11 protein-coding genes are annotated in these 23892 nt (G+C 36.2%); 7 read left to right on the top strand and 4 right to left on the bottom strand.

The genetic code is table 11. The features are described from left to right. Nucleotides 1–57 precede the first annotated feature (57 nt). The 3 genes from ACT9TX_RS00420 to ACT9TX_RS00410 are packed head-to-tail and all read left to right on the top strand — an operon-like array spanning nucleotide 58 to nucleotide 5621. The gene (locus ACT9TX_RS00420; protein ID WP_481336061.1) at nucleotides 58–2475 is read left to right on the top strand and encodes a glycoside hydrolase family 2 TIM barrel-domain containing protein; all 2418 of its coding nucleotides are present in this window, start codon (nucleotides 58–60) and stop codon (nucleotides 2473–2475) included. Nucleotides 2476–2480: 5 nt separating this feature from the next. Continuing rightward, nucleotides 2481–4001 (top strand): sulfatase family protein, encoded by a 1521-nt coding sequence (locus ACT9TX_RS00415; protein WP_481336059.1) that lies wholly within the window; start codon nucleotides 2481–2483, stop codon nucleotides 3999–4001. Nucleotides 4002–4031: 30 nt separating this feature from the next. After that, nucleotides 4032–5621, top strand: a complete 1590-nt coding sequence (locus ACT9TX_RS00410) for a sulfatase (protein WP_481336058.1) — start codon at nucleotides 4032–4034, stop codon at nucleotides 5619–5621. Nucleotides 5622–5716: 95 nt separating this feature from the next. On the opposite strand, the gene ACT9TX_RS00405 is transcribed toward ACT9TX_RS00410, so the two are convergent. From ACT9TX_RS00405 to galK, 4 genes are read right to left on the bottom strand one after another with little or no spacing between them, the layout of a single operon-like run. After that, nucleotides 5717–6610 (bottom strand): glycoside hydrolase family 16 protein, encoded by an 894-nt coding sequence (locus tag ACT9TX_RS00405; RefSeq protein WP_481336056.1) that lies wholly within the window; start codon nucleotides 6608–6610, stop codon nucleotides 5717–5719. After that, the gene (locus tag ACT9TX_RS00400) at nucleotides 6607–7692 is read right to left on the bottom strand and encodes a family 43 glycosylhydrolase (RefSeq protein WP_481336054.1); all 1086 of its coding nucleotides are present in this window, start codon (nucleotides 7690–7692) and stop codon (nucleotides 6607–6609) included. The genes ACT9TX_RS00405 and ACT9TX_RS00400 overlap by 4 nt, the downstream gene beginning before the upstream one ends. Before the next feature lie 56 nt (nucleotides 7693–7748). Continuing rightward, nucleotides 7749–8795, bottom strand: coding sequence for a UDP-glucose--hexose-1-phosphate uridylyltransferase (locus ACT9TX_RS00395; RefSeq protein ID WP_481336053.1), 1047 nt, complete (start codon nucleotides 8793–8795; stop codon nucleotides 7749–7751). A gap of 2 nt (nucleotides 8796–8797) precedes the next feature. Further along, a complete protein-coding gene (gene galK, locus ACT9TX_RS00390) occupies nucleotides 8798–9961 on the bottom strand; it encodes a galactokinase (RefSeq protein WP_481336052.1) in 1164 nt (387 codons plus the stop codon). A 652-nt stretch (nucleotides 9962–10613) separates the two neighbouring features. Here galK and ACT9TX_RS00385 point away from each other — a divergent pair. The 4 genes from ACT9TX_RS00385 to ACT9TX_RS00370 all read left to right on the top strand — a co-directional run bounded on the left by ACT9TX_RS00385 (nucleotide 10614) and on the right by ACT9TX_RS00370 (nucleotide 23802). After that, nucleotides 10614–13949, top strand: a complete 3336-nt coding sequence (locus tag ACT9TX_RS00385) for a SusC/RagA family TonB-linked outer membrane protein (protein ID WP_481336051.1) — start codon at nucleotides 10614–10616, stop codon at nucleotides 13947–13949. Nucleotides 13950–14023: 74 nt separating this feature from the next. Further along, complete coding sequence (locus ACT9TX_RS00380) at nucleotides 14024–15466, top strand: RagB/SusD family nutrient uptake outer membrane protein (protein ID WP_481336049.1); 1443 nt, start codon at nucleotides 14024–14026, stop codon at nucleotides 15464–15466. 75 nt (nucleotides 15467–15541) lie between these two features. After that, nucleotides 15542–17719 carry a glycosyl hydrolase gene (locus ACT9TX_RS00375; RefSeq protein ID WP_481336047.1) on the top strand — a complete coding sequence of 726 codons (2178 nt, stop codon included), beginning with the start codon at nucleotides 15542–15544 and terminating at the stop codon, nucleotides 17717–17719. 608 nt (nucleotides 17720–18327) lie between these two features. Beyond that, a complete protein-coding gene (locus ACT9TX_RS00370; RefSeq protein ID WP_481336045.1) occupies nucleotides 18328–23802 on the top strand; it encodes a cadherin-like beta sandwich domain-containing protein in 5475 nt (1824 codons plus the stop codon). Nucleotides 23803–23892 lie beyond the last annotated feature (90 nt).

Below are 23892 nucleotides of genomic sequence, written 5' to 3'. Positions count from 1 at the left end.
AAGACCATGTGTAAAAAATTAAGATTAAAGCGATTAGCCAAAGTATTGTGCTTCACTATGTCTACTAGCTTTATTACTGCTACTACAGCTTTCTCTCAATCTTCTAGAACCATAACCGAGCTAAAAACTGATTGGCTATTTATAAAAAAGGATATTGCAAATGCTGCCGAAACATCATTAAACGAAAAAGACTGGAAAAAAGTAAATGTACCACATGATTGGGCTATCAGCGGGCCATTTAGTGTAGAGAACGACCTACAAAAAGTACAAGTAACAGAAGATGGTGAGCAAAAGGCCACCTTGAAATCTGGCAGAACCGGCGGCTTGCCTTATATGGGTGTAGGCTGGTATAGAAAACATGTGGTAATAAACAAAGAAGCTAAAAACAAAAATTACTACTTAGAATTTGATGGCGCCATGAGCAACGCCAAAGTGTATGTAAACAGCCGTTTTGTAGGCGAATGGCCTTATGGCTACTCATCTTTTAGCTTCAACATTACCCCATTTATAAAACTTAATGCTGATAATGTAATAGCAGTAAGGCTAGAAAACTTTACAGAAGCCTCAAGATGGTACCCTGGCGCAGGTATTTACAGAAATGTGCGCTTGGTACAAAGCAATCCTGTGCGAATTGCGCCTTGGGGCACTTTCATTACCACACCTAAAATTACAAAAAATGCAGCGCAAGTAAATATTGAAACGAAGCTTGAGTTTACCAACGGAAAAATAAGCGACTATAGCCTAGTTACCTGTATTTACAACCACCTCAATGAGAAAATTGCCACCAATACCATTAGCGCAGCAAGTAAAAAGAATCTTCAAAACTTAACCATTAAGGACCCGCTTTTTTGGACGGCTGAAAAACCACAACTGTATTATGCCATTAGCACCATTAAAAAAAATGGACAAACAGTTGATGAGTATAGAACTGAATTTGGAGTAAGAACAATTGCATTTACCCCTGAAAAAGGTATGCTTATAAATGGAGAAGTAGTAAAACTAAAAGGCGTTTGTCTGCACGATGATTTTGGTCCACTTGGTATGGCTGTCAATAAATCGGTGCTTGTAAATCGACTAAAAATGCTGAAAGAGATGGGTTGTAATGCCATTAGAGGCACACACAACCCTCACACACCAGAAATGCTAGAATTGTGTGACCAAATGGGTTTTTACTTTATAGACGAAGCTTTTGACGAATGGAAAAGCCCCAAAGTAAAAAATGGCTATCACCTAATATTTGATAAATGGGCGCAAAAAGATGTTGAGGCTATGATTCTGAGAGACAGAAATCATCCAGCCTTAATTATGTATAGCATTGGTAACGAAGTAAAAGAACAAGGTGAAAAAGATGGTGCTGTTGTTGCTAAATTTCTCACCAAAATTTGCCACAATCTAGATTCTACAAGACCTGTAACCGCAGGCTTTAACAATATGAACCAAGCTATTATTAATGGCCTAGCAGATGCGGTAGATATTCCAGGGTGGAACTACAAACCAGAAGCTTATGCAAAGCTTCATGCACAGCACCCTAAATGGGTAATTCTTGGTAGCGAAACAGTTTCAACTGTTAGCTCAAATGGCGCTTTTAAATTACCTGCAAAAACTGGTAGTATGAAATTGTGGCCAGACAATCAATCTACTGCTTACGATTTAGAATATTGCAGTTGGTCGCAATTGCCAGATACCGAATGGAAATTTCAAGAAAATGACTTTGTTGCAGGCGAGTTTGTATGGACCGGTTACGACTATCTAGGCGAGCCTACACCTTACGGTTCTAGCTGGCCTAGTAGAAGCTCGTACTTTGGCATTATAGACTTATGTGGTATTCCTAAAGACCGCTATTATTTGTACCAAAGTAAGTGGACTAATAAAAAAGTATTACACGTATTACCACATTGGAATTGGAAAGGTGAAGAGGGAAAAATAGTACCTGTATTTGTGTACACCAATTACCCTTCTGCTGAAGTTTTTATAAACGGTATTAGTTACGGTAAAAGAACTTTTAACAAAGAAAATTTATTAGACAGATATCGGTTAAGATGGGAAAACACAAAATATGAAGCAGGTGAATTAAAAGTAGTAGCCTACGATAAAGATGGAAAAATAGCAGAAACAAAAAACATAAAAACGGCCGCACAACCAAGCCAAATAACCTTAAAGGCAGATAGAACAAGCCTTACAGCAAACGGTGAAGACATTGCATTAGTAACCGTAACAGTTACCGATAAAGATGGTAATTTATGTGCACTAGCAGATGATTTGATACATTTTGAAGTTACTGGCGCCGCTACTTTAAGAGCAGTAGGCAACGGTGATGCAACAAGCCTTGCCTCATTTGAAGTGATGCAAAGTAAGGCATTTTATGGAAAATGTATGGCTTATGTTCAATCTAAAACTAGCGAAGGCGATATCACATTAAAAGCTTGGGGCGAAAATTTAGCACCTACAACTATTGTTTTAAAAGCTACAAAATAAGCAACATGTGTAAGTTTTATTGTGTTAATGTAGCGCTATTTTTGCTTTTACTTTGCCAGTCTATATCTGCTCAAAAAAAGGCCCAGCCTAATGTAATTATTATTTACACAGATGATGTAGGCTATGGTGATATTGGCTGCTATGGAGCAACTAAAATACACACACCCAACATTGATAGAATTGCCAAAGAAGGCATCATGTTTACGAATGCACATGCTACATCTTCTACCTGCACACCCTCAAGATATGCGATGCTTACAGGTGAATATCCTTGGCGAAAAAAAGGCACAGGTATAGCCGCAGGTGATGCTGGTTCTATTATTGATGAAAATCAATTTACCCTTGCTAAATTATTTCAAAATGCTAAGTATCAAACAGCTGTTATTGGCAAATGGCATTTAGGCTTAGGTGGTAACAGTGGCCCAAATTGGAACGGCAGTATTAAGCCTAACCCAAATGAATTAGGCTTTCAATATTCGTTTATAATACCTGCAACACCAGACCGTGTACCTTGTGTGTATGTAGAAAATGACAAAGTAAAAAACCTTGACCCAAGCGACCCGATTGAAGTTGATTACAAAGCACCAATAGGCAATGACCCCATAGGTACAGAACACCCTGAGTTTTTATTAATGAAAGCAGACAAACAACATAGCGGTACTATTATAAATGGTGTAAGTAGAATTGGGTACATGAAGGGTGGTCATAAAGCCTACTGGAACGATGAAACAATGAGTGATGACCTTACCAGTAAAGCATTACAGTACATTGCTGGCAATAAAGCAAAGCCATTTTTTCTCTATTTTGCTATTCAAAATATTCATGTGCCACGTGTGCCAAACCCTCGTTTTGTAGGCAAAAGTGGTATGGGACCAAGAGGTGATGCGTTACTTGAATTAGATGACAATACTGGTAAAATTCTACGTACTTTAGATAGTTTAAAACTCACTAAAAACACCCTTATTATCTTCTCAAGCGATAATGGTCCAATAATAAATGATGGCTATGAAGATAATGCACAGCAAATGCTAAACAATCACAACCCAGGTGGTGATTTTAGAGGTGGTAAGTATAGCAAGTTTGATGCTGGTACAAGAGTACCTACGCTAGTTAGATGGCCAAATGTTATTAAACCTAATAGCATTTCAAATGCACTGATTGGGCAAAATGATTTTATCGCTTCCATGGCAGCCTTACTAAAGCAATCTCTACCTACAGCTTCAGCACCAGATAGTGAAAACATGTTTGAGGTTTTACTGGGCAAATCGCAAAAAGGTCGTAATGCTTTTGTAGAACAGGGCTTAACAGGATTTGCCATTATTCAAGACGATTGGAAATATATTCCTACTTCAAATGGCGGCCCAATGATGAAAGATAAAAACATGGAGACAGGTAACAACGCTAAGCCACAATTATATAATCTTAAAAGTGATAGTGGCGAACAAACCAACTTGGCGGCGCAATATCCTGACAAAGTAGCTGCACTATCGAAATTACTAGCTGAGATTCAAACCTCTAAGAAATAAATACCTAGTGCTTATATAAACCATTGCAATATGAAAGTAACACCACTGTATTTACTAATAACACTGCTTTTAATACAAGTTGGTTACCATTTGCAAGCACAACAAAATACTATTACAGGCCCTGCCAAAAAGCCCAATATCATATTCTTTTTGGTTGATGATATGGGCTGGCAGGATTGTTCTGTACCATTTTACAAAGACACTACCTCACTTAATAAAACCTATCGTACACCTAATATGGAACGGCTTGCAGCCATGGGTGTAAAGTTTACAAATGCTTATGCCAATTGTGTATGTACACCATCAAGAGTAAGCTTACAAACAGGTATGAATGCTGCGAGACATCGTGTTACTAACTGGACATTTTATACGAAAGATCACCCTACTGACGAACCCTATAATGGCATTACATTTCCTGAATGGAACTACAATGGTTTAAGCCCTGTAGCAGATTCGCCACATACTGTTTACGCAACAACTATAGCAGAAATATTACGCAACAATGGCTACTTTACCATACATGCTGGAAAATCGCACATGGCCTCTTTTCCTACATTAGGTTCTAACCCTATCAATCTTGGCTATGATGTAAATATTGCAGGTTCAGCTATTGGCGGGCCTAACAGCTACCTTGGTACAGAAAATTTTGGCAACGATGTAAAAGCTGGTGCAAGAGCTGGCATTCCTGGTTTAGAAATGTATCATGGCAAAGACATTTTTTTATCTGAAGCGTTAACGTTAGAAGCAAAAAAAGCATTAGATAAAGCTCGTTTGCTTAAAAAGCCATTCTATTTGTACATGAGCCATTATGCAGTACATGCAAAATATAAACCTGATAACAGATTTTACCAGTATTATCTAGACAAGGGATTAAGTACCGAAGAAGCCATGTACGCATCGCTACTAGAAGGCATGGATAAAAGCTTAGGCGATTTGATAAACTACCTTGAAGAATATAAAATGATGAAAAATACCATCATCATTTTTATGAGTGATAATGGTGGGCTTTCGTTAGTGCCGCCACGAGGTGGCAAGCCATTTACACACAACTTACCGCTTAAATCGGGCAAAGGGTCTGCCTATGAAGGTGGTACTAGAGAACCCATGATGGTGTATTGGCCAGGTATTACAAAGCCTAATAGCACCAATAGTCAGTACGTCATTATCGAAGACTTCTTTCCTACCATTTTACAAATGGCAGGTGTAAAAAACTACCAAACAGTACAAACTGTAGATGGTAAAAGTATAGTGCCCTTTTTAAAAAACAATAACAAACGAGATACTAGCAGGGCTATCATTTGGCACTTTCCTAACAACTGGGAAGAAGGTGCTAGAAAAGCTAAACAATATAAAATGGTAGCAGAGAATGAAGGCATGGGGCCTTACAGTGCTATACGAATTGGCAACTGGAAACTCATTTATTTCTACGGGCTTCACAAAACCGAATTGTACAACTTGAAAGATGATATTGGCGAGCAAAATAATCTAATTACTCAATATCCTGATAAAGGCAAAGCCTTAATACAGCAATTGAACAAGATGCTTAAAAATGAAAAAGCACAATTTCCAACCGATACCCAAACAGGTGCATTAATGTATCCAGAAATAATAGCTGATTAAGATTTAGTATTTTTTAAATTATTGCTTTAGTTTCTTATATTGTCCTATGCAATAAACTTTCAATTGGCGAAAAACAGCATAACTTACGTAACAACTTATTTATTTTTATACACTCTTATATAATCAATATAGGCCTTATCTATGCCGCCACTTTTAATAAATGTATTTTTGCGTATATCACCATCTACCCAATTGTTTTCACCAAAACAACTACCAGAAAAAATAATAAATTCAGCTACATGCGGTATTAACTTAGGGTCTTTCATTTCTCTTACTATTTTTCCATCGTAGTAAAACTTCAAATATGTAGCTGCCCATTCAAAGCCGTAGGTATGGTATTCCTTTTCATGTATTGCTGGTGTATTTATAAGCCCACCGTTAGATTTATGTGCTGGCTTTGCATAACCATCCCAGTGTAACCCTAAAGAATAAGCATCGGCTTTTGTTCCTTCAATAATGTCTATCTCGGCACCATCATTTGCTGTGCCATCAATGCCTTCGGGTTCTTTCATACCATTTCCTACTGGCATCATCCAAAATGCCATTTGATGCCCATTTGGTTTTACTATGTGCATTCTCGTTTCTAAAAACCCATAGGTTAGTGCATACTTACCTTTAGAGTTAAAACGACCAGCATAATATGAAGTATCGTTAATTTTAGTCGCTTTACTGTAATAAATATATATGTTACCATTTTTTTCTTCTACTTGATTGTTATCGGAAAATAAAGTAACGTCAACTCTTTTTTTAGTAGCATTTTCAACAGTCCATTTGTTAGCATCTACTGTATTATCGTTAAATTCATCGGAAAAAACCAATTTCCAATTATTCAAGTTTACTCCATCCGTTACTACATTATTTATCAAAGGCTTTGCAGTGCTTGGTGTTTGTGCATCTACAAACGAATAAGCAGCCTTTGGCAGCTTTTTATTTGCGCTACAACCTAATAGTATTATTACAAACAAAGTAGCTGTTAATATTGATTTCATTCCGCTAACTTCTTTTTTGTATGTTCCTTGATTAAATTAATATTTAGTTTTTTAAAAACTGTTACATCCCAAGTGTCTTTCCATTCTATTACAGGCAGCCCATTTTTAAAAATTAGTGGTAACCAAACGTACAAGCCATTAATGGGCATGTCTGGTTTCCAAATATCAAACATGGCTATGTAAGCATTTTTTTGCCCTTCAACCTTTAGTATATAATTAATTTGCCCGCCAAATGTCTTGTCTGCATTAATACCATTTTGTGGATTTAGACCTGAGCATGGGTTACCTAAATCAGTAAAAACACCATTTAAAGAATCGGCAACAAAAGCTCGAGTTTTGTTAGGTTGCCAACCTGTAGAGCCTGAGCCAAGTAAATAGTATTTATTGTTGTGAAAAATAACCGCTGGCGCTTCGGTATGTGAAGTAATACCTTTAGCTGGCTCGTATTTTTCGGTAGCTAGCATTTTACTAGCCTGAAGCTGACCTATAACAAAGGTTTTGTCGGGCTTTCTTACCGTTAAGTGATACAATTTTTTGTCTGTGTTTTCAAACATAGCAAAATCGCCAGAGCCGTATTCTGAATTTGCCCCTAAAAATTTATGTTTAAATGTAAATGGGCCACTCGGCATTTTACTGGTGGCTACACCAATGTAGCCTTTTAAGTAACCAGTGCCTCTTGGGTAATATTTAAAATAAGCAATAAACAGTTTTTGTTTTTCATCGTACACCACTTTAGGACGTTCAAGAATACAACCATAGGCAAGATCGCTGGTTGTATCTTTGTATTTTACCGATAAAACGATGCCTTCATTATCCCAATTCATTAAATCTTTTGAAGAATAGCAGTGAATACCACCATCAGCAAATTGGGCTTCAGATTTCCCAGCAATTTTATGCTCACCATACCAATAGTATTTATTTTGATAAAATAAAACATTGCCGCCGTGTGCATTAATAGCAACACCATTATTATCTAGCCATAATTTACCAGGGGCAAAAGCCTTGTTTTTACCTAATGATTGTGCTTTAATTGATGTAAAAGATAACAGTATTGTAGTACTAATAAAAATAAATAATTTCACGTGTGCTATTTTATAAATAAGAGAGCGGTTTTCATTATTCGTCAATAAGATTTTAACTATTTTTCTTGATCAGAATAATGTTTTGTACTTAAAGACTTTAATTTTTCAGCAGCATACTCAGGTGTAATATCTCTTTGAGGATTGGCCAGCATTTCGTACCCTACCATAAACTTTTTAACGCTGGCACTGCGTAACAATGGCGGATAAAAATGCATGTGCCAATGCCATTCAGGATGTTGTTCACCATCAACCGGTGCTTGGTGCATACCTGCTGAATATGGAAATGAAATATTAAAGAGGTTATCGTATTTGGCTGTTAATTGCTTTAAAATTTTGGCAAAAGACGTTTTTTCAGAAACATTAAATTCAGTTATATGTTGCACTTGTCTTTTACTAATAATCATTGTTTCGTAAGGCCATGTTGCCCAAAAAGGTACTAACGCTACAAAATCATTATTCTCTACTACAATTCGTTCGTTCTTTTTTAATTCTACATCTAAATAAGCTGATAAAAGGCTATGCTGATACTTTTCGTAATATTTTTTTTGTTGCTTGGTTTCTTTTGCTACTTCCAATGGTATAGACGAAGATGCCCATATTTGCCCATGTGGATGTGGATTACTACAGCCCATTACTTCACCTTTATTCTCAAATATTTGTATGTATTTTATTGCAGCGTTCGCTGCCAGTTCTATGTATTCATTTTGCCACAGCTCAATCACTTTTTCAATATTTTCTATCTCTAATTGTGGTAAAGTCAAATCGTGCCGCGGCGAAAAACAAATCACTTTGCAAATACCACTTTCACTATTGGCAACCAATACATTATTTTCGTTCACTGTACCATTTGGTGTATCAGCCAAAAGAGATGAAAAGTCGTTGGTAAACACAAAAGAATTTTCATAATTAGGATTAACGCTGCCATCCATTCTTTTGTTTCCAGCACATAAATAACAAGTTGCATCGTAAGTAGGCCGATTATCTTTTGGCACATCTTCAACTTTCCCCTGCCAAGGTCTTTTCATTCTATGTGGCGAGACCAATAACCATTCACCTGTTAAAATATTTAATCTAGTGTGCGAGTGTTCCTTTATATCAAACATAATTATACATTTATTATTTGAGTGCCATCTTCAATAGAAGCTACGTAATACGATAAAGGCAGGCCTGTGGCTGCTTCGTAATCGGGTTTTAAAGCTGCAATTAAGGACTCAATAGCTGCTTCTTTTATCAGGTTTATGGTACAGCCGCCAAAACCACCACCCATCATTCTAGCACCAATTACCGCATCGTTATTTTTTACATAATTAACCAACCAATCCAGCTCTTTGCAGCTTACAGCATACATACTTGTTAAACCTTCGTGTGTGGCATACATTTTTTTACCCAACGATTGTATATCGTCATTTTGTAAATCAATACAGCTAGTTACCAAACGATTAATTTCTTGTACTACAAATCGGCTTCGTTTATCAATTAAACTATCTTTTGGCAATACATATTTATCTAGCATTGCTTCGGTAACATCTCGTAAAGAATTAACGGCTGGCTCATATTCCTTCACCCATTTTACAGCTTGGCTACATTCGTTACGGCGGGTATTGTATTCTGATGAAGCCAACGAATGTTTTACGTTAGTATTTAGTAATAATACTTTTATGCCATCAAGCTTAAAGGGTACATATTCATATTCTAGTGAACGACAATCCAATCTAATCACATGGTCTTTTTTGCCCATCATCGATGCAAATTGATCCATAATACCACACATTACACCAGCAAATTCATGTTCTGCTTTTTGTGCCATTTGCACCATGGTTAGGCGATCTAAATTGGTATGTAACAACTCATTTAAGGCATAAACAGTCGCACATTCTACCGCTGCCGACGACGATAAACCAGCACCTATTGGTACATTGCTAGTAAGTATAGCATTAAAGCCTTTTACGTTCACGCCACGTTTTAGAAACTGTGCTACAGAACCCAAAACATAGTTAGGCCAGCTAATATCAGTAATTGGTTTAAGGTTGGTAATACTACTTGTAAAAGTTTCATGAATATCCTGAGCTATTAAATGTATTTCATCATCGTTTCTAAAATTGATAGCTAAATAAGCAGCTTTATCTATAGCTGCTGGCAGTACAAATCCTTCATTATAATCTGTGTGTTCGCCAATGATATTAACCCGCCCTGGCGATTTTACAATTATTGGTTCTTGCTGAAACGTTTGTATAAAAAGTTCCTTCAAATTTTTCAAGGTAGCACTCATTAGTTTATTTTAAATCATCACATTCAAGCAGAACATATTGTATACTTTACATGCGCAAGTCTGCTTTAATTTTCAAAATCAATATTAGAACATCTTTAAAATGTAAGGGGGGCTGAATGAATCAAAAGACGGTAACTATTAGTTCAGAAGCAGAATAATTTTTTTGCAAACACAATAATGCATTTTGCCATTTCAAATATTGAAGTTTATAAATATTGAGTATTTAGTTTGCTAACTTATTCTTTAAACCTTGTTGACGGTAGCTTTGAAGAAACAGAAGGCTAAAATTAAAAAAAATGCCTTATCTGTAATTGTAAAATTGACCTAAATGCACCTATAAAATGAACGTATTTGCCGCTATGCTGTGTGCAGTAAACCTTAATTTTACAGATAGAATTAATTAATTCTATTATAGATTTTGCTACCATTATTTGTATCTTGAAGAAATGCTCTCTTTGCCATACTTTATAATGCAATATTATATGCACTAACAAAATTATTATATCGAAATGAGAGCAACCAACTACAATATTAATTCAATATAAATGTTTTTACCCTTTTAAAAAATGCCATACTTGCTAAAATACTACTTCAAATACAAAAAGAAGTATTTATACAATATAAACATTAACTAACAATTGTTATTCTGCTCATGAAAAGAAAACCCACGCTGTTTATTAGAAACATTGTCGTACAACTAAGTTTTTCTATTGTCAATTTTTCACCAAAGCGGTTGTATGCATTTGCGCTTGTAAGTCCATTATTTATTGCCAGCCTTTCTATTGCTCAAACCACATCTATTTCTGGTAAAGTTACTAGCGATAAAGGGGGCAATGTAGAAGGTGTTACGGTGCGTGTAAAAGGTGCTAATACTGTTACACAAACAGATGCTAAAGGTAATTTTACTATTAAGGCCGCTAAAGGGCAAACCTTACTTTTCACATCGGTATCTTATACCGATTATGAGGTTGTAGTTAAAGACGCCAAATCTTTAACTGTAAACTTAGTTACTAAGGTAGATGAACAAGAGGAAGTAATTGTAGTGGGCTATTTGCAACAAAGAAAGCCCGATGTATCTACGGCAGTAACAGTTGTTGCGCCTAAGAATGCTGAAAAAGGTGGCTATTCTAATTTTCAACAAATAATAGGTGGTAGAGCAGCAGGGGTGAATGTGATGGAAAATAACTCAGAACCTGGTGGCGGCATTAGTATTGAGATTAGAGGCGTGAGCTCTATATCTGGTTCTACACAACCGTTGTACGTCATTGATGGTGTGCCTATTGAACAACCGAATATGAACTTGAATGGTAGTAGCTTGATATCATCATTTTTTGGAAATAACCTTACAGCAAACCCTCTATCCATGCTAAACCCAAACGATATTGAGAATATTGAGATTTTAAAAGATGCAGCAGCTACCTCTTTGTATGGTTCTAGAGGTGCAAATGGTGTGGTAGTAATTACCACTAAAGCTGGTAAAGTAGGCAAGGCAAAAATTGTTGTAAATGTTAATCAAGCAGTAAATAATCCACAAAAGAAAATTAATATTTTACAAGCCCAAGACTTTGCTGCTTTCGCAAATGAAGCGTGGGCTGTAAGAAAACTTAGAGGTATTACTACCAATACAGCCGATACACCTTATTTAGCGAGAGAAGTTCCTTTATTAAATAACTACGATCATCAAGAAGAACTATCGGGTTCGTCTGTTACAAGAGATGTGTCTATCAATATAAGTGGTGGTGCTTTTGGGGGTGCCAAATATTATGTATCTGGTCAATATTATGAACAAGGTGGTGTTATTCCTGGAACATATTTAAAAAGATATAGTGGTAGGGTTAATTACGAAATACCGGTAGCCTCTAAATTAACCTTAAACGTGAATTTAGGCGTAACTGCAACTGATAGATTTGGCTCGCCTACACAAACTTTAACTTCAAGGGCACTTAACTGGTCGCCAACTACTCCTCTTTTAAATCCAGATGGAAACTTTAATTTTCTGTGGGATTATCGATATGGCAACGGTGACGCAACATTTCTTGACCCCACTTATGGAAATGTATTTTACAATTCACGATTTACAAAGTCTGAAATTAATACAGCATTAGGGGAAGTAACTTCTAGTCAATCTAGGCTTAATCCGTTATTACTTACATCAGAAAGAGGGGTTAAAAATGCAAATACTTCTACCCAAGTTTTAGGTACAGTTAGCTTAAAATATAAACTTAATAATGATTTGAATATTCAAGGAAAAGTCAGTATTAATCAATTTAATTCTTTGCTACAAACGTTTATCCCTATTGAAATTCCGCTGCCATTTACTAATTATAGAGGCGAGGCTAATGCGGGAAATTCACAAAACAATAGTTTTTTGTACCAGCTAAACTTAAATTACAGTAAAAAACTGAGTTTAAATCATACTATCAATGCAGCATTAGTATTTAGTGCCGAAAAGTTTTTACAAACATCGCAGAGAGCAGTTGTCGGCAATTTTATCAATAACAATACAAGCTATTTTAATTTGAGTTCTGGTACTCCACAGTCTACTACGTCTGATTATTCTGCTTACCAATTAGTTGGAAATGTACTGCAATTTAATTATTTGTACAAGAAAAGTATAGTAATAAACCTTTCAGCAAGATACGATGGTGTATCTAAATTTATCGAAGGAAGTAAATTTGGTTTGTTTCCAGCATCAAGTATAGCATGGAAAATTGATCAAGAAAAATGGTTTAAATCAGTAAAACGAATAGTCAATGAAACTAAAATTAGGGCAAGTTGGGGGCTAGTTGGTAATCAAGCTGTAAGTGCATACCAAACACAATATACCCTCGTGCCTAATTTTAACGTTTGGGGAAATGGCTTTACAACAGTTGGTTTTTCTTCTGCACGTCTTGGGAATCCTAATTTAACATGGGAGTCAACAAGTAACTCCAATTTAGGTATTGACTTAAGCTTATTTAATAACTTCATTACAGCAACGGTTGATGTATATCAACGAAGGACAAAAAATCTTTTATTGCAAGTTAATACTCCAACTTCATCTGGGTTTTCATCAATGGCTGATAACGTAGGTACATTACTAAACCAAGGTATTGATGTAACGTTAGGAATTAGAATTATAAATAAAAGAAATTTCAAATGGCGGGTTGAGGGAAATATCAATTTTAATAAAAACTTAGTTGAAAAACTTAGAACTGATAGTCCAGATGAATTTTATACTGGTGGAAATTTATCAAACAATATACCAACCTTACGTATTGCCGCTGGTCGTTCTTTAGGCGAATTTTATGGTCTCAAATCTTTGGGTTTGTGGGATAGTGCAAGTTTAGCAAATGCCTCTGTAGGGTTAAGGGGGGCCGCAAGAGAAGGCGAGAGAAAATACGCAGACCTGAATGCTGACGGCTTGTTGAATGATTTGGATAGAACATGGCTAGGTAGTGCTTTGCCTAAAGGTTTTGGCGGTTTTAATACAACGTTTAACTATAAAAATTTCGAGCTGTCTGCTTTTTTCAGTTTTGCATATGGTCACAAAGTGTTCAACCAGTATCAGATAAATTGGGGTACAATGACGGGCTTAAATAATGTACGAAAAGACGCCTATGATAGCAGATATAGAGTAGTGTTACCTGGTACTGATCCTAAACTAGCAGATGAAATTAGAGAAAGCAATAAGCGAGCAACTGCTGTAACACCTGGCACTACTGCCGATCAAAGAGAATCAACGGATTATTTTATAGAAAATGCAGATTATTTTAGATGCAGGGATATAAGTCTTTCATACAAAGTTTCACCCAATATTCTTAAAAAATTAAAAGTACAATCATTGCAATTTTATGGAAACGTACAAAACCTTTTTATGATAACTAAATATACAGGTTTTAATCCAGAAATTGGAGCATCAACAGGTAATGGTTTTACTAGAGGAATTGACAATGGTGCTTCACCACTTGCTCTTTCGTATCGTCTTGGATTTTCTTTAACTTTATAATCAAAACAGAAATGAAAATTAATATATATTATACTTTGTTTGTTTTAATTTGCTTCACTTCTTGTAAAAAATTTTTGGAAGAATTACCAAAAGATCAAATTATACGTGATGCGTTCTACAAAACAGAAAGTGATGTTGAGTCTAGTGTTGATGGTATTTATAATGCCGCAAGATTCGAGGCTTCAAGTGGATTACCTGTAATGTTTCCATTAGAGCAAATTTCTGACGATGGTGCTTATTCTACTAATACCAATTTTGTTCCAGAGCGTTCGCAGTTAGATCTAATGACATACACGTCTGCTAATACTGTAATAGGCGGTATTTGGCGTCAATCATACTCAGTTATCGATAGAGCAAATAATGTCATCAAATATGCAAATGATAGTATAAAAATAAGGCCTAAAGTTATTAGGCTGTCTCAAGCTCAGGCAAGATTTTTTAGAGCTTTTTATCATTTTAGATTGCTCCAGATTTTCGGTGATATACCTTTAATGACGCAGCCATCCGACTTTGCTATTGCAAATATTTATCCCACACGAACTTCTATAAAAACTGTATATGATTCAGTAATTAACGATCTTAACTACGCTAAAGCAAATTTAGATACTAGTTATAGCTACACCAGTAATGATGGTGGTAGAGTCACGGTGGCTGCTGCAAAAGCATTGTTGGGTAAAGTATATTTAACCATGGCGGGCTACCCTCTTAATTATACACCTGGCTATCAATTAGCGATAGATGAGTTAAAGGACTTGATAGACAATAAAACAAAGTACGGTATAGATTTAAATACCGCATATTCTAATATATTTACATCCATCGTATCTACCAAGCAGATTGATAAAGAGCGTATTTACTACATAAGAGGTACTAGCGGTCTGTCAAATATTATACAAGCCTACACTAGAATGGGCTGGACTTTTAGATCCTTCAGATACAGTACACCTTCCAAGGATTATGCTGCTGATGCTATTGCAGCACGTAGGGTTTATGAAACAGGCGACTTAAGAAGAAATGTAAGTGTTAGTACTTTTACATTGTCAAACTTTAGTAGCTCATTAGTCAATAAATACAATTCTACAAATAACGATGATGCAAGCGACGACCTTATTTTACTGCGCTATGCAGATGTATTGTTAATAACGGCAGAGTCGCTAATTGAAATAGGCGGTACGACTAATTTAGATGCAGCATTGGTAATTATAAACAATGTAAGAAGAACACACGGTGGTACTACTATTGCTGCACTTACATATACCAATCAAGCAGACCTAAGAACCAAACTAAGGCAAGAACGTAGACGTGAATTTGCATTTGAATGTAACCGTTGGTTCGATTTAAAACGTTGGGATATTTTAATTCCTACGGTAAAAGCCTCATTAGCTGATTATTACAGTAAGCCATTAACTGACTACGATTTTTTAGATAACCCAGATCCTAATAAATATAAAGTACTGCCAATTCCTATTCAGGAAATAGCAAACAACCCAAACATCACGCAAAACCCCGGTTTTTAGTGATCATCATTAACAGGCATCTACCACCGATTGAAATATAGCGGTGGTAGTTTTTGTTTTACTAACGATGTTTTTATGAAAAAGATACTGTTGAGTATTGCTGTAATATTTGCTTCGCAAATGTTACTTGCGCAACTAACCATTTACTCGGGCTTGAATTTGCAAGGTACATCTGCTACATGTGTGTCACGCACCATTTACACAGGCACTAATATTCCTAATGGCCTTAATGATGGCGTCAAATCAATTACATTAGCCCAAGGCTTTATGGCTACAGTAGCAGAAAATACTGATGGTAGTGGTGAACGTTTTACCTACATGGCTACCAAAAGCACTCTCAGCGTTAATCTTGCTTTTGTTTTGCAAAACAAAGTATCGTTTATAAGGGTGCTTAAATTGCCTGCTGTTCATGTAAAAAAGAAAGGCTCTGCTAACACAGATAATACCATAACCGATGCACTTAACGTAACTTGGTTTTACGATTGGGGCTACAAAGATTATTCAACTGCTACAAGAGAATTTGCACCAATGTCATGGAATGGCAATGGCGCTACTGACGTGAATATTAATTCAGTCATTCAGAGAGATTCGCTTACGCATTACTTATCTTTTAACGAGCCTGATAATGATGGGCAAGCAAATATGTATGTATCTGCTGCTATACCCGCCTACAAAAAGTTATTGCGAGCCGGACAAAGAATGGGTTCGCCTGCCTGCACTGAATCGCAATACAGAGTTTGGCTAGATAGTTTTGCCACTGTTGCCAATGATCAGATGTTGAAAGTGGATGTGATTTGCGTACACTGGTACGATTGGGGTAATTACCTTTCTACGTTAAATGTTAATCCTACTGGTACAGAGGTATTTAACCGGTTTAAAAGCTATATAGATGCTGTGTATGATCGGTTTAAAAAGCCCATTTGGATTACTGAGTTTAATGCCAATGTTAATCGTCCACCAGCTGTACACGAAGCCTTTATGCGCTTGGCTTTACCTTGGTTAGATAGTGACCCACGGGTTGAGCGCTATTCGTATTTTTTTGGTAACGATTTGCCCGCACGCAATACCAATGGCACCTTAACCACAGGTGGGCAGATTTATGCAGACCATGCATCAGTAGAGGCTTATCCTGATAATATTTACGATACAAGACCAGCTTCACCAATTGAGCTAGCAAGTTGGGATCCTTCTACTTTCACTCAAGGTGGCCTTAATGTAGCCACTTTTGCCCCCACAGCACTCAATACAAATATGACAGCGCCCCTTGCTATAACAAGAGGTTCAGGTATTGATTTGCCATTTAGTACATCGCCTAATGGTTATTGGGGTGCTGCTAACTTTTCTACTACTACAGCTGCAACAGGTGTAAGTGCCAGCAAGTTTTTACGTTTCAGTTTAAAATCTAAAAATAGCAAAGCAGTCAACTATCATTCTATTGATAAACTCAACATTCGTATATCTAGTACAGGGTCTATTCAGTATCAAATTGACTATCAATTAAACAGCGGTAGTTTTTACCCATGTGCAACTATTGCAGGGCCTACAAGAACCACAGGTAATTATCTATTAGGGCCTATTGATTTATCTACCATTGCTGGGCTACAAGATGTATCAGCAACTAGTACTATCACTTTTAGAATTACCCCTTTTGATGCATCTAGCACAGGTGGGTCATTTTTTATAGGTAGTGGTACTGCCGATACCGACCCAGATTTAGTAATTACTGGCGGCTTTTCTGATGCGAATCTTATTACCAATGCTTTACCAGTTACATTGACAAGCTTTCAATTAAAGCGCAATAATAGCAGTACAATATTGTTACAATGGGCTACAAGGTCAGAAGTAAATTTTAGTCATTTTGAATTAGAACGCAGTAACGACGCTACAACATTTACAACACTTTCAAGGATAGCTGGCATTAATCAACCTAATGGTAGTAACTACAGCTATACTGATATATCAATAGCAAACACAACCAAATATTACCGATTGAAAATGGTAGATAAGGATGGAAGCATTAGTTACAGCAACGTACTTACAGATGTTTTTAATAATGTCGGTAATTCATTAATGGTTTATCCAACCGTATCAAGTGGTACTGCTGTAAAAGCAGTGTTTAAAGCTGTGGCCAAACCGTCGCAATTATATGTTGTAAGCAAAATTGGGCAAGTAATAAATACTTATCAATTACCGCAGGGAGTAAGCAACCAAAATATTGAAACAAGCACACAGAGTAAAAGTGCTCATTTTTAAGACTATTAAGCAATAATTGTATAACAAATGCAACTTTTATAAAGCAATAACTTGAGTGTTTTATAGATTTATTGAACTGATTTAAAACAGTATTCGCTAGAAAAAAAAAGGAATTTTAGTATAATAAAATAGAATTTATAACAATGGTGAGGCGCTAATAAAATTTATTAGCGCCTTTTTTATGTGGCAATTATTTGCTGCATCAAATGATGAATAAAACCAAACCAAACTAAATAGCTACTTGTAAGCCTCAATGTTTCGTACTTTTTAAAATTTGATTTACTTATTAGTTCGTCGAATATGCTCAACGCTTTTAAGCAGCAAGGTTTAAATAAAAAGAGTTGGTGATGTTTAAACGCTAAAAATTGACCTAAAAACCCCCTCAGTTTGAACATATTTAAGGCTATAAAGCTGAGGGACTAATTTAATTTTATCTACCGAGATAAAATTAAAAAAAGCAATGGATTTAAAAATATAAATCATGTATAAGCTATAAGTATATGTTTAATTGCTTGCTTATCTAAAAACTTTTCGACTCTTTTCTCTTGAAAAATCAATATCGTTTAATGATCATTTTTAATTAAAAAACAGTGATAAATAATAGATTAATGAAAAGCGTATTCCTTGGCGTATTACTTGTCTTAAGTTGCCAACTATCAAATGCACAGCTTGTAGTTTATTCAGGTTACAACTTACAAGGTACATCAGCTAACTGCATTGTTGATACAATTTATACGAATAATAATATCCCTAACGGACTCAATAACGCTATTAAATCCATCTCTTTAAATCAAGGATTTATGGCAACATTAGCCGAAAATGAAGATGGTACTGGTGAAAGATTTACCTACATGGCAAATAAGACAAACATAAACGTCAATCTTGCCATGGTTTTACAAAATAAAATCTCATTTATTAGGGTAATAAAATTGCCAACGCTTGTTATAAAAAAGAAAGGGTCAGCTAATCAAGATAATACGTACCATACAGACTTAAATGCAACATGGTTTTACGATTGGGGGCCTTACGATAACTCTACAAGTACTGTGAATTATGCACCAATGATATGGAGCAAACAACATACTAGTAGCGCAATTTTAGATGCAGTTATTGCAAAAGATACCTTGACACACTTACTTTCCTTCAACGAGCCAGACAATGGAAGTCAAGGTAATTTATTTGTATCAGAAGCTATTCCTTTATACAAAAATCTACTACGTGCAGGGCAAAGAATGGGTTCGCCAGCATGTACAGAATCGCAATACAGAGTTTGGTTAGATAGCTTTACAACAGTAGCAAATAGAGATAGCCTAAGGATAGATTATGTATGCGACCACTGGTACGATTGGGGCAATTGGTTAAGTACAGGAAATGCCAATCCAAGTGCCACAGATGTATTTAATAGGTTTAAGACATACGTAAATAATTTGTATGACTATTATAAGAAACCTATTTGGATAACTGAGTTTAATGCAAATGTGAATCGTTCACCAGCTGTCCATGAAGAATTTTTACGACTTGCATTACCTTGGTTAGATGCCAACCCGAATGTAGAGCGGTATGCGTATTTTTTTGGTAACGACTATCCTGTATATAGTTCGCCAGGTGTATTATCAATAGGCGGTCAAATTTATGCAGACCATGCTTCTGTGAATGCTTATTCAGAAAATATTTACGATACCAGACCTGCTTTTCCAGATACATTAGCTGGTTGGAATCCTTCAACTTTTACACAAGGGGGGCGAAGCGTTACAGCATTTGCGCCTACTACACTTGATGTAAATATGACAGCGCCATTATCGCTAACAAGAGGTTCTGGATTATCTGTTCCTGGCACTACTGCTTCAAATGGATATTGGGGGGCTACAGGATGGTCTAGCACCACCGCTAGCGCCGGTATTAGTGGTAATGATTTTCTTACATTCAGTTTAAAATCTAAGAATGGTAAATCTGTAAACTATCATTCAATTGATAAGCTGAACATTCGCATTAACGATATTGGTCCAATACAATATCAAATTGATTACAAGCTTGATAATGGTGCTTTTGCATCTTGCGCAACCATATCAGGACCCACAAGAACAACAGGCAACTATTCACTTGGTCCAATTGATTTATCAGGTATAACTGGGCTTCAAAACGTTTCGTCAAATAGTACTATTACATTTAGAATTACACCATTTGATGCATCATCAAGTACTGGTACTTTTTTAATTGGTAGCGGCACTAGCGATACGATACCAGATCTTTTAATCTTAGGTGGGTATAGTGATGAAAATATTATTACACCATTGGCAACTAATGCCGATCTATCAACCTTAACACTTAGTGCAGGCTCTTTATCACCAGTATTTGCAGCAGCAACAACCTCTTACACAGTTACAGTAGCAAGTGGTACAAGTTCAATTACTATAACGCCTACCAAAGCAAATGTTAATGCAACAATAGAAGTGCGAGTAAATGGTAATAGCTATGCTAGTGCAACAAGTGGCAGTGCATCAAACGCTTTAAACTTAAATGGTGGTAATAATACCATAGAAGTTCGTGTAACAGCACAAGATGGCACAACTATTAAAACCTATACTGTTACTGTAATTAGGCCATCTACCAATGCAGATTTATCTGCATTAACACTAAGTACAGGTACTCTAGCACCAACATTTGCAACAGCTACAACAGCGTATACTGCAACAGTAGGTTCTGGTACAAGTTCAATTACCGTAACACCTACACGTGCAAACGAAAAAGCTAAAATTGAGGTTAGCGTTAATAGTAGTAGTTATGTAGAAGTAAGCAGTGCAAGTGCATCTAACGCATTAAACTTAAATGTTGGTAGTAATGCGATAAATATTCGTGTAACAGCACAAGATGGTACAACTATTAAAACTTATACGGTTACGGTTACAAGACCATCTAATAATGTAGATTTATCTGCGCTTACAATAAGTTCAGGTACAATATCGCCAAGTTTTACTGCTGCTACAACCACTTACACGGCAACTGTAGCTAACAATGTAAGTTCTATTACTGTAACAGCTACCAAAGCAGAAACAAGCGCAAGTTTGGAAGCTAGGGTAAGTGTTAGTGGACAATCTGGTTTTGTATCTATTAATAGTGGTACTGCATCAAGTACATTAAATTTACCAACTATTGGTGTAAACCCAGTTCAAGTGCGTGTAACAGCACAAGATGGTACCAGTACAAAAACCTATACCATAAATGTAACAAGACTATCTGCTAATGCAGATCTATCAGCATTAACTATTAATTCAGGAACATTATCGCCAACATTTGCAACAGCTACAACTACCTACACCGCAAGTGTTACAAACGCTACGACATCTATAATGGTAACCCCAACAAGCTTAAGCCTTGTTGCCACAACAGAGGTTAGAGTAAATGGCGGCAGTTATACTACAGTAGCCCGTGCAACTGCATCCAATGCATTAAGCTTAAATGTGGGCAGTAATACAGTAAATGTGCGTGTTACATCGCAAGATGGATTGGTTACAAAAATTTATACAATTACTGTTACAAGATTATCTGCAAATGCGGATTTATCATCTTTAACTATTAGTTCAGGAACGTTATCGCCAATATTTACAGCGGCCACAACAGCCTATACTGCAACTGTATCTAACAGTACTAGTACCATTACAGTTACGCCTACCAAGGCAGATGCAAATGCTACAATACAAGTACGCGTTAATAATGGCACTTATACAAGTGTATCTAGTGGTATTGCTTCAAGCTCATTAAGCCTAAGTAATATTGGCTTAAACCCAATAGATGTGAGTGTTACAGCACAAGATGGCACTACAAAAACTTATACTATTACTATTACAAGATTATCTGCTAATGCAGATTTATCAGCATTAACTATTAATTCAGGAACATTATCGCCAACATTTGCAGCAGCTACAACAACCTATACTGCTAGTGTTGCAAATACCATTACATCTGTAACAGTAACACCAACTAGCTTAAGCTTAGTTGCCACCACAGAAGTAAGAGTAAATGGCGGCAGTTATATAACAGTAACACGTGCTACTGCATCCAATGCATTAAGCTTAAATGTGGGCAGTAATACAGTGAATGTTCGTGTTACATCTCAAGATGGATTAGTTACAAAAACTTATACAATTACTGTAACAAGAGCTACAAATACATGGATTGGTGGCACTAGTTCTGATTTTAGTAATCCTGCTAACTGGAGTGGCAATGTAGTTCCTACAGCTATTGACGATTTTGTTGTTGCTACTAGCGCTAATAATCCACAGATTACAAGTACACAATCGGTTAATAATTTTACCATCAATAGTGGTGCAAGCCTTACGGTAACAGGCTCATTAAAAATAGCAGGTAGTATTACTAATAATGGCACATTAAATACGACTCTCGGTACCATAGAGCTAAATGGCAGTTTAGCCCAAACTATCCCTGCCAATGCGTTTAGCAGCAATACCATTCAAAATCTTATCATTAATAATTCGGCTGGTGTAACACTAGGCGGTACATTAAACCTTACAGGTGTGCTTACCCCAAATGCAGGCACATTAACTACAGGAGGCAATCTTACGCTAGTCTCAAACACTATTTCTGGCAGCGGCGCCATTGGGCAAGGTAGCAACAGTGGTGGTTATATTTCTGGTATTGTAAACGTACAACGTTACACACAGGCACAACGCGGTTATAGAACATTATCTCATCCTTATACAACGTCACAAGCCATTAACTTACTTACAAATAAAATACGCGTTACTGGATTAATAGCAAACAATGGCACGTACGGTGTAGCTGGTGGTGGTGCACAGATATTTAACTACAACCCTACTGCTACTATAGGTAATACATCTTCAATATTAGTACCTGTTACAGATGCTACAGATGCCACTAAATGGGCTGTGGGTAAAGCATTGTATGTTTTTATACGTGGCAATGGCGACGAAGGTAAATTAGGCCCTGGTGCTACAAACTATAGCAATACAATAAGCCCTGTAATACTAGACGTAAGCGGTGGCAATATTAATCAAGGTACCATTACTGTACCGCTTGCATATGGCAATGCTGGTACTGACAACTTCAATCTTATTGGCAACCCTTATCCTTGCCCTATCAATCTAAAAAATGTAACTGGCATTAGTAGTTATGGTACAGTGTATGTGTACAACCCTACAAAAAGTAATGGTATATTAGATGCCTACAATGTACGTGGTGGTTTTGAAACCTATGACAATGCAGGTAATCCAGATATTATCATTCCTAGTATGGGTGGTTTTTTTATTAAAGCAACTGGTAGTGGTCAAAGCCTAACGTTTCGTGAGAGTGATAAAACAACCAATGGCTCGCCTACCTATGCTGTATTTGGCAATACAAAAAATCCAAGTATTCAACTAAACATTAGTACTGTAAATGGTAATGTTGATGATTGGAAATTAGTTTTAAACGATGCGGCGTCAACACTAGCCATCGATACCTATGATGCACCAAAACTTAGCAATAGTGTTTTTAACTTTTACAGTCTATCAAGCGATAAAAAGCAGCTTGCTATTGATTATAGAAGTACAATAGATGCTAGTAACTTCACTATTCCTTTAGGTATAAATACCAGTGTAAGCGGTAGTTACACCGTCAATCTTTCGGCAATGAAAGATTTACCCAATACGCTGGTGCTACTAAGAGATAAATTTTTAAAAATAGAAAAGCTATTTAAGCAAGCGGGTGACAATTATAGCTTTGATATAACAAGCGATACTGCTTCAAAAGGTGAACATAGATTTGAGATAAGCTTACAAAATACAGCTACACTATCAACTTCAAACAGCAGTGATAAAGTAGCATTAAATATTTTTCCCAATCCTGTTAAAGACATTTTAAATGCACAATTAATAGCTGCTACTGATGGCTCGATAGAGCTAAATATTATAGACATGCAAGGAAAAGTTTTAAAACAACAAATAGTAAAAACTACAGTGGGCATTAATTCATTAAAGGTAAATACAACCGACTTGGTTAGTGGCACTTATATTTTAGTAACCAAGGGTATTAATGGTATTTTAAAACAACAGTTTGTGAAAGATTAAACACTATGTAAAACTGCATTAACAGTATAAACAAAAAAGTAGGCGATTCTTAACTGAATCGCCTATTTACATAACTCGACTTTTCTGACA

The sequence above is a fragment of the Parasediminibacterium sp. HNIBRBA5674 genome (assembly GCF_056745525.1).
Note: the sequence above shows the minus strand (reverse complement) of the source record. Positions and strands in the feature narration are given on the sequence as shown.

Coding starts and splice junctions, on each gene's coding strand:
- ACT9TX_RS00415 (WP_481336059.1), top strand. CDS start 2,481: ATGTGTAAGTTTTATTGTGTTAATGTAGCGCTATTTTTGCTTTTACTT.
- ACT9TX_RS00420 (WP_481336061.1), top strand. CDS start 58: ATGTCTACTAGCTTTATTACTGCTACTACAGCTTTCTCTCAATCTTCT.
- ACT9TX_RS00375 (WP_481336047.1), top strand. CDS start 15,542: ATGAAAAAGATACTGTTGAGTATTGCTGTAATATTTGCTTCGCAAATG.
- ACT9TX_RS00385 (WP_481336051.1), top strand. CDS start 10,614: ATGAAAAGAAAACCCACGCTGTTTATTAGAAACATTGTCGTACAACTA.
- ACT9TX_RS00370 (WP_481336045.1), top strand. CDS start 18,328: ATGAAAAGCGTATTCCTTGGCGTATTACTTGTCTTAAGTTGCCAACTA.
- ACT9TX_RS00405 (WP_481336056.1), bottom strand. CDS start 6,610: ATGAAATCAATATTAACAGCTACTTTGTTTGTAATAATACTATTAGGT.
- ACT9TX_RS00395 (WP_481336053.1), bottom strand. CDS start 8,795: ATGTTTGATATAAAGGAACACTCGCACACTAGATTAAATATTTTAACA.
- galK (WP_481336052.1), bottom strand. CDS start 9,961: ATGAGTGCTACCTTGAAAAATTTGAAGGAACTTTTTATACAAACGTTT.
- ACT9TX_RS00410 (WP_481336058.1), top strand. CDS start 4,032: ATGAAAGTAACACCACTGTATTTACTAATAACACTGCTTTTAATACAA.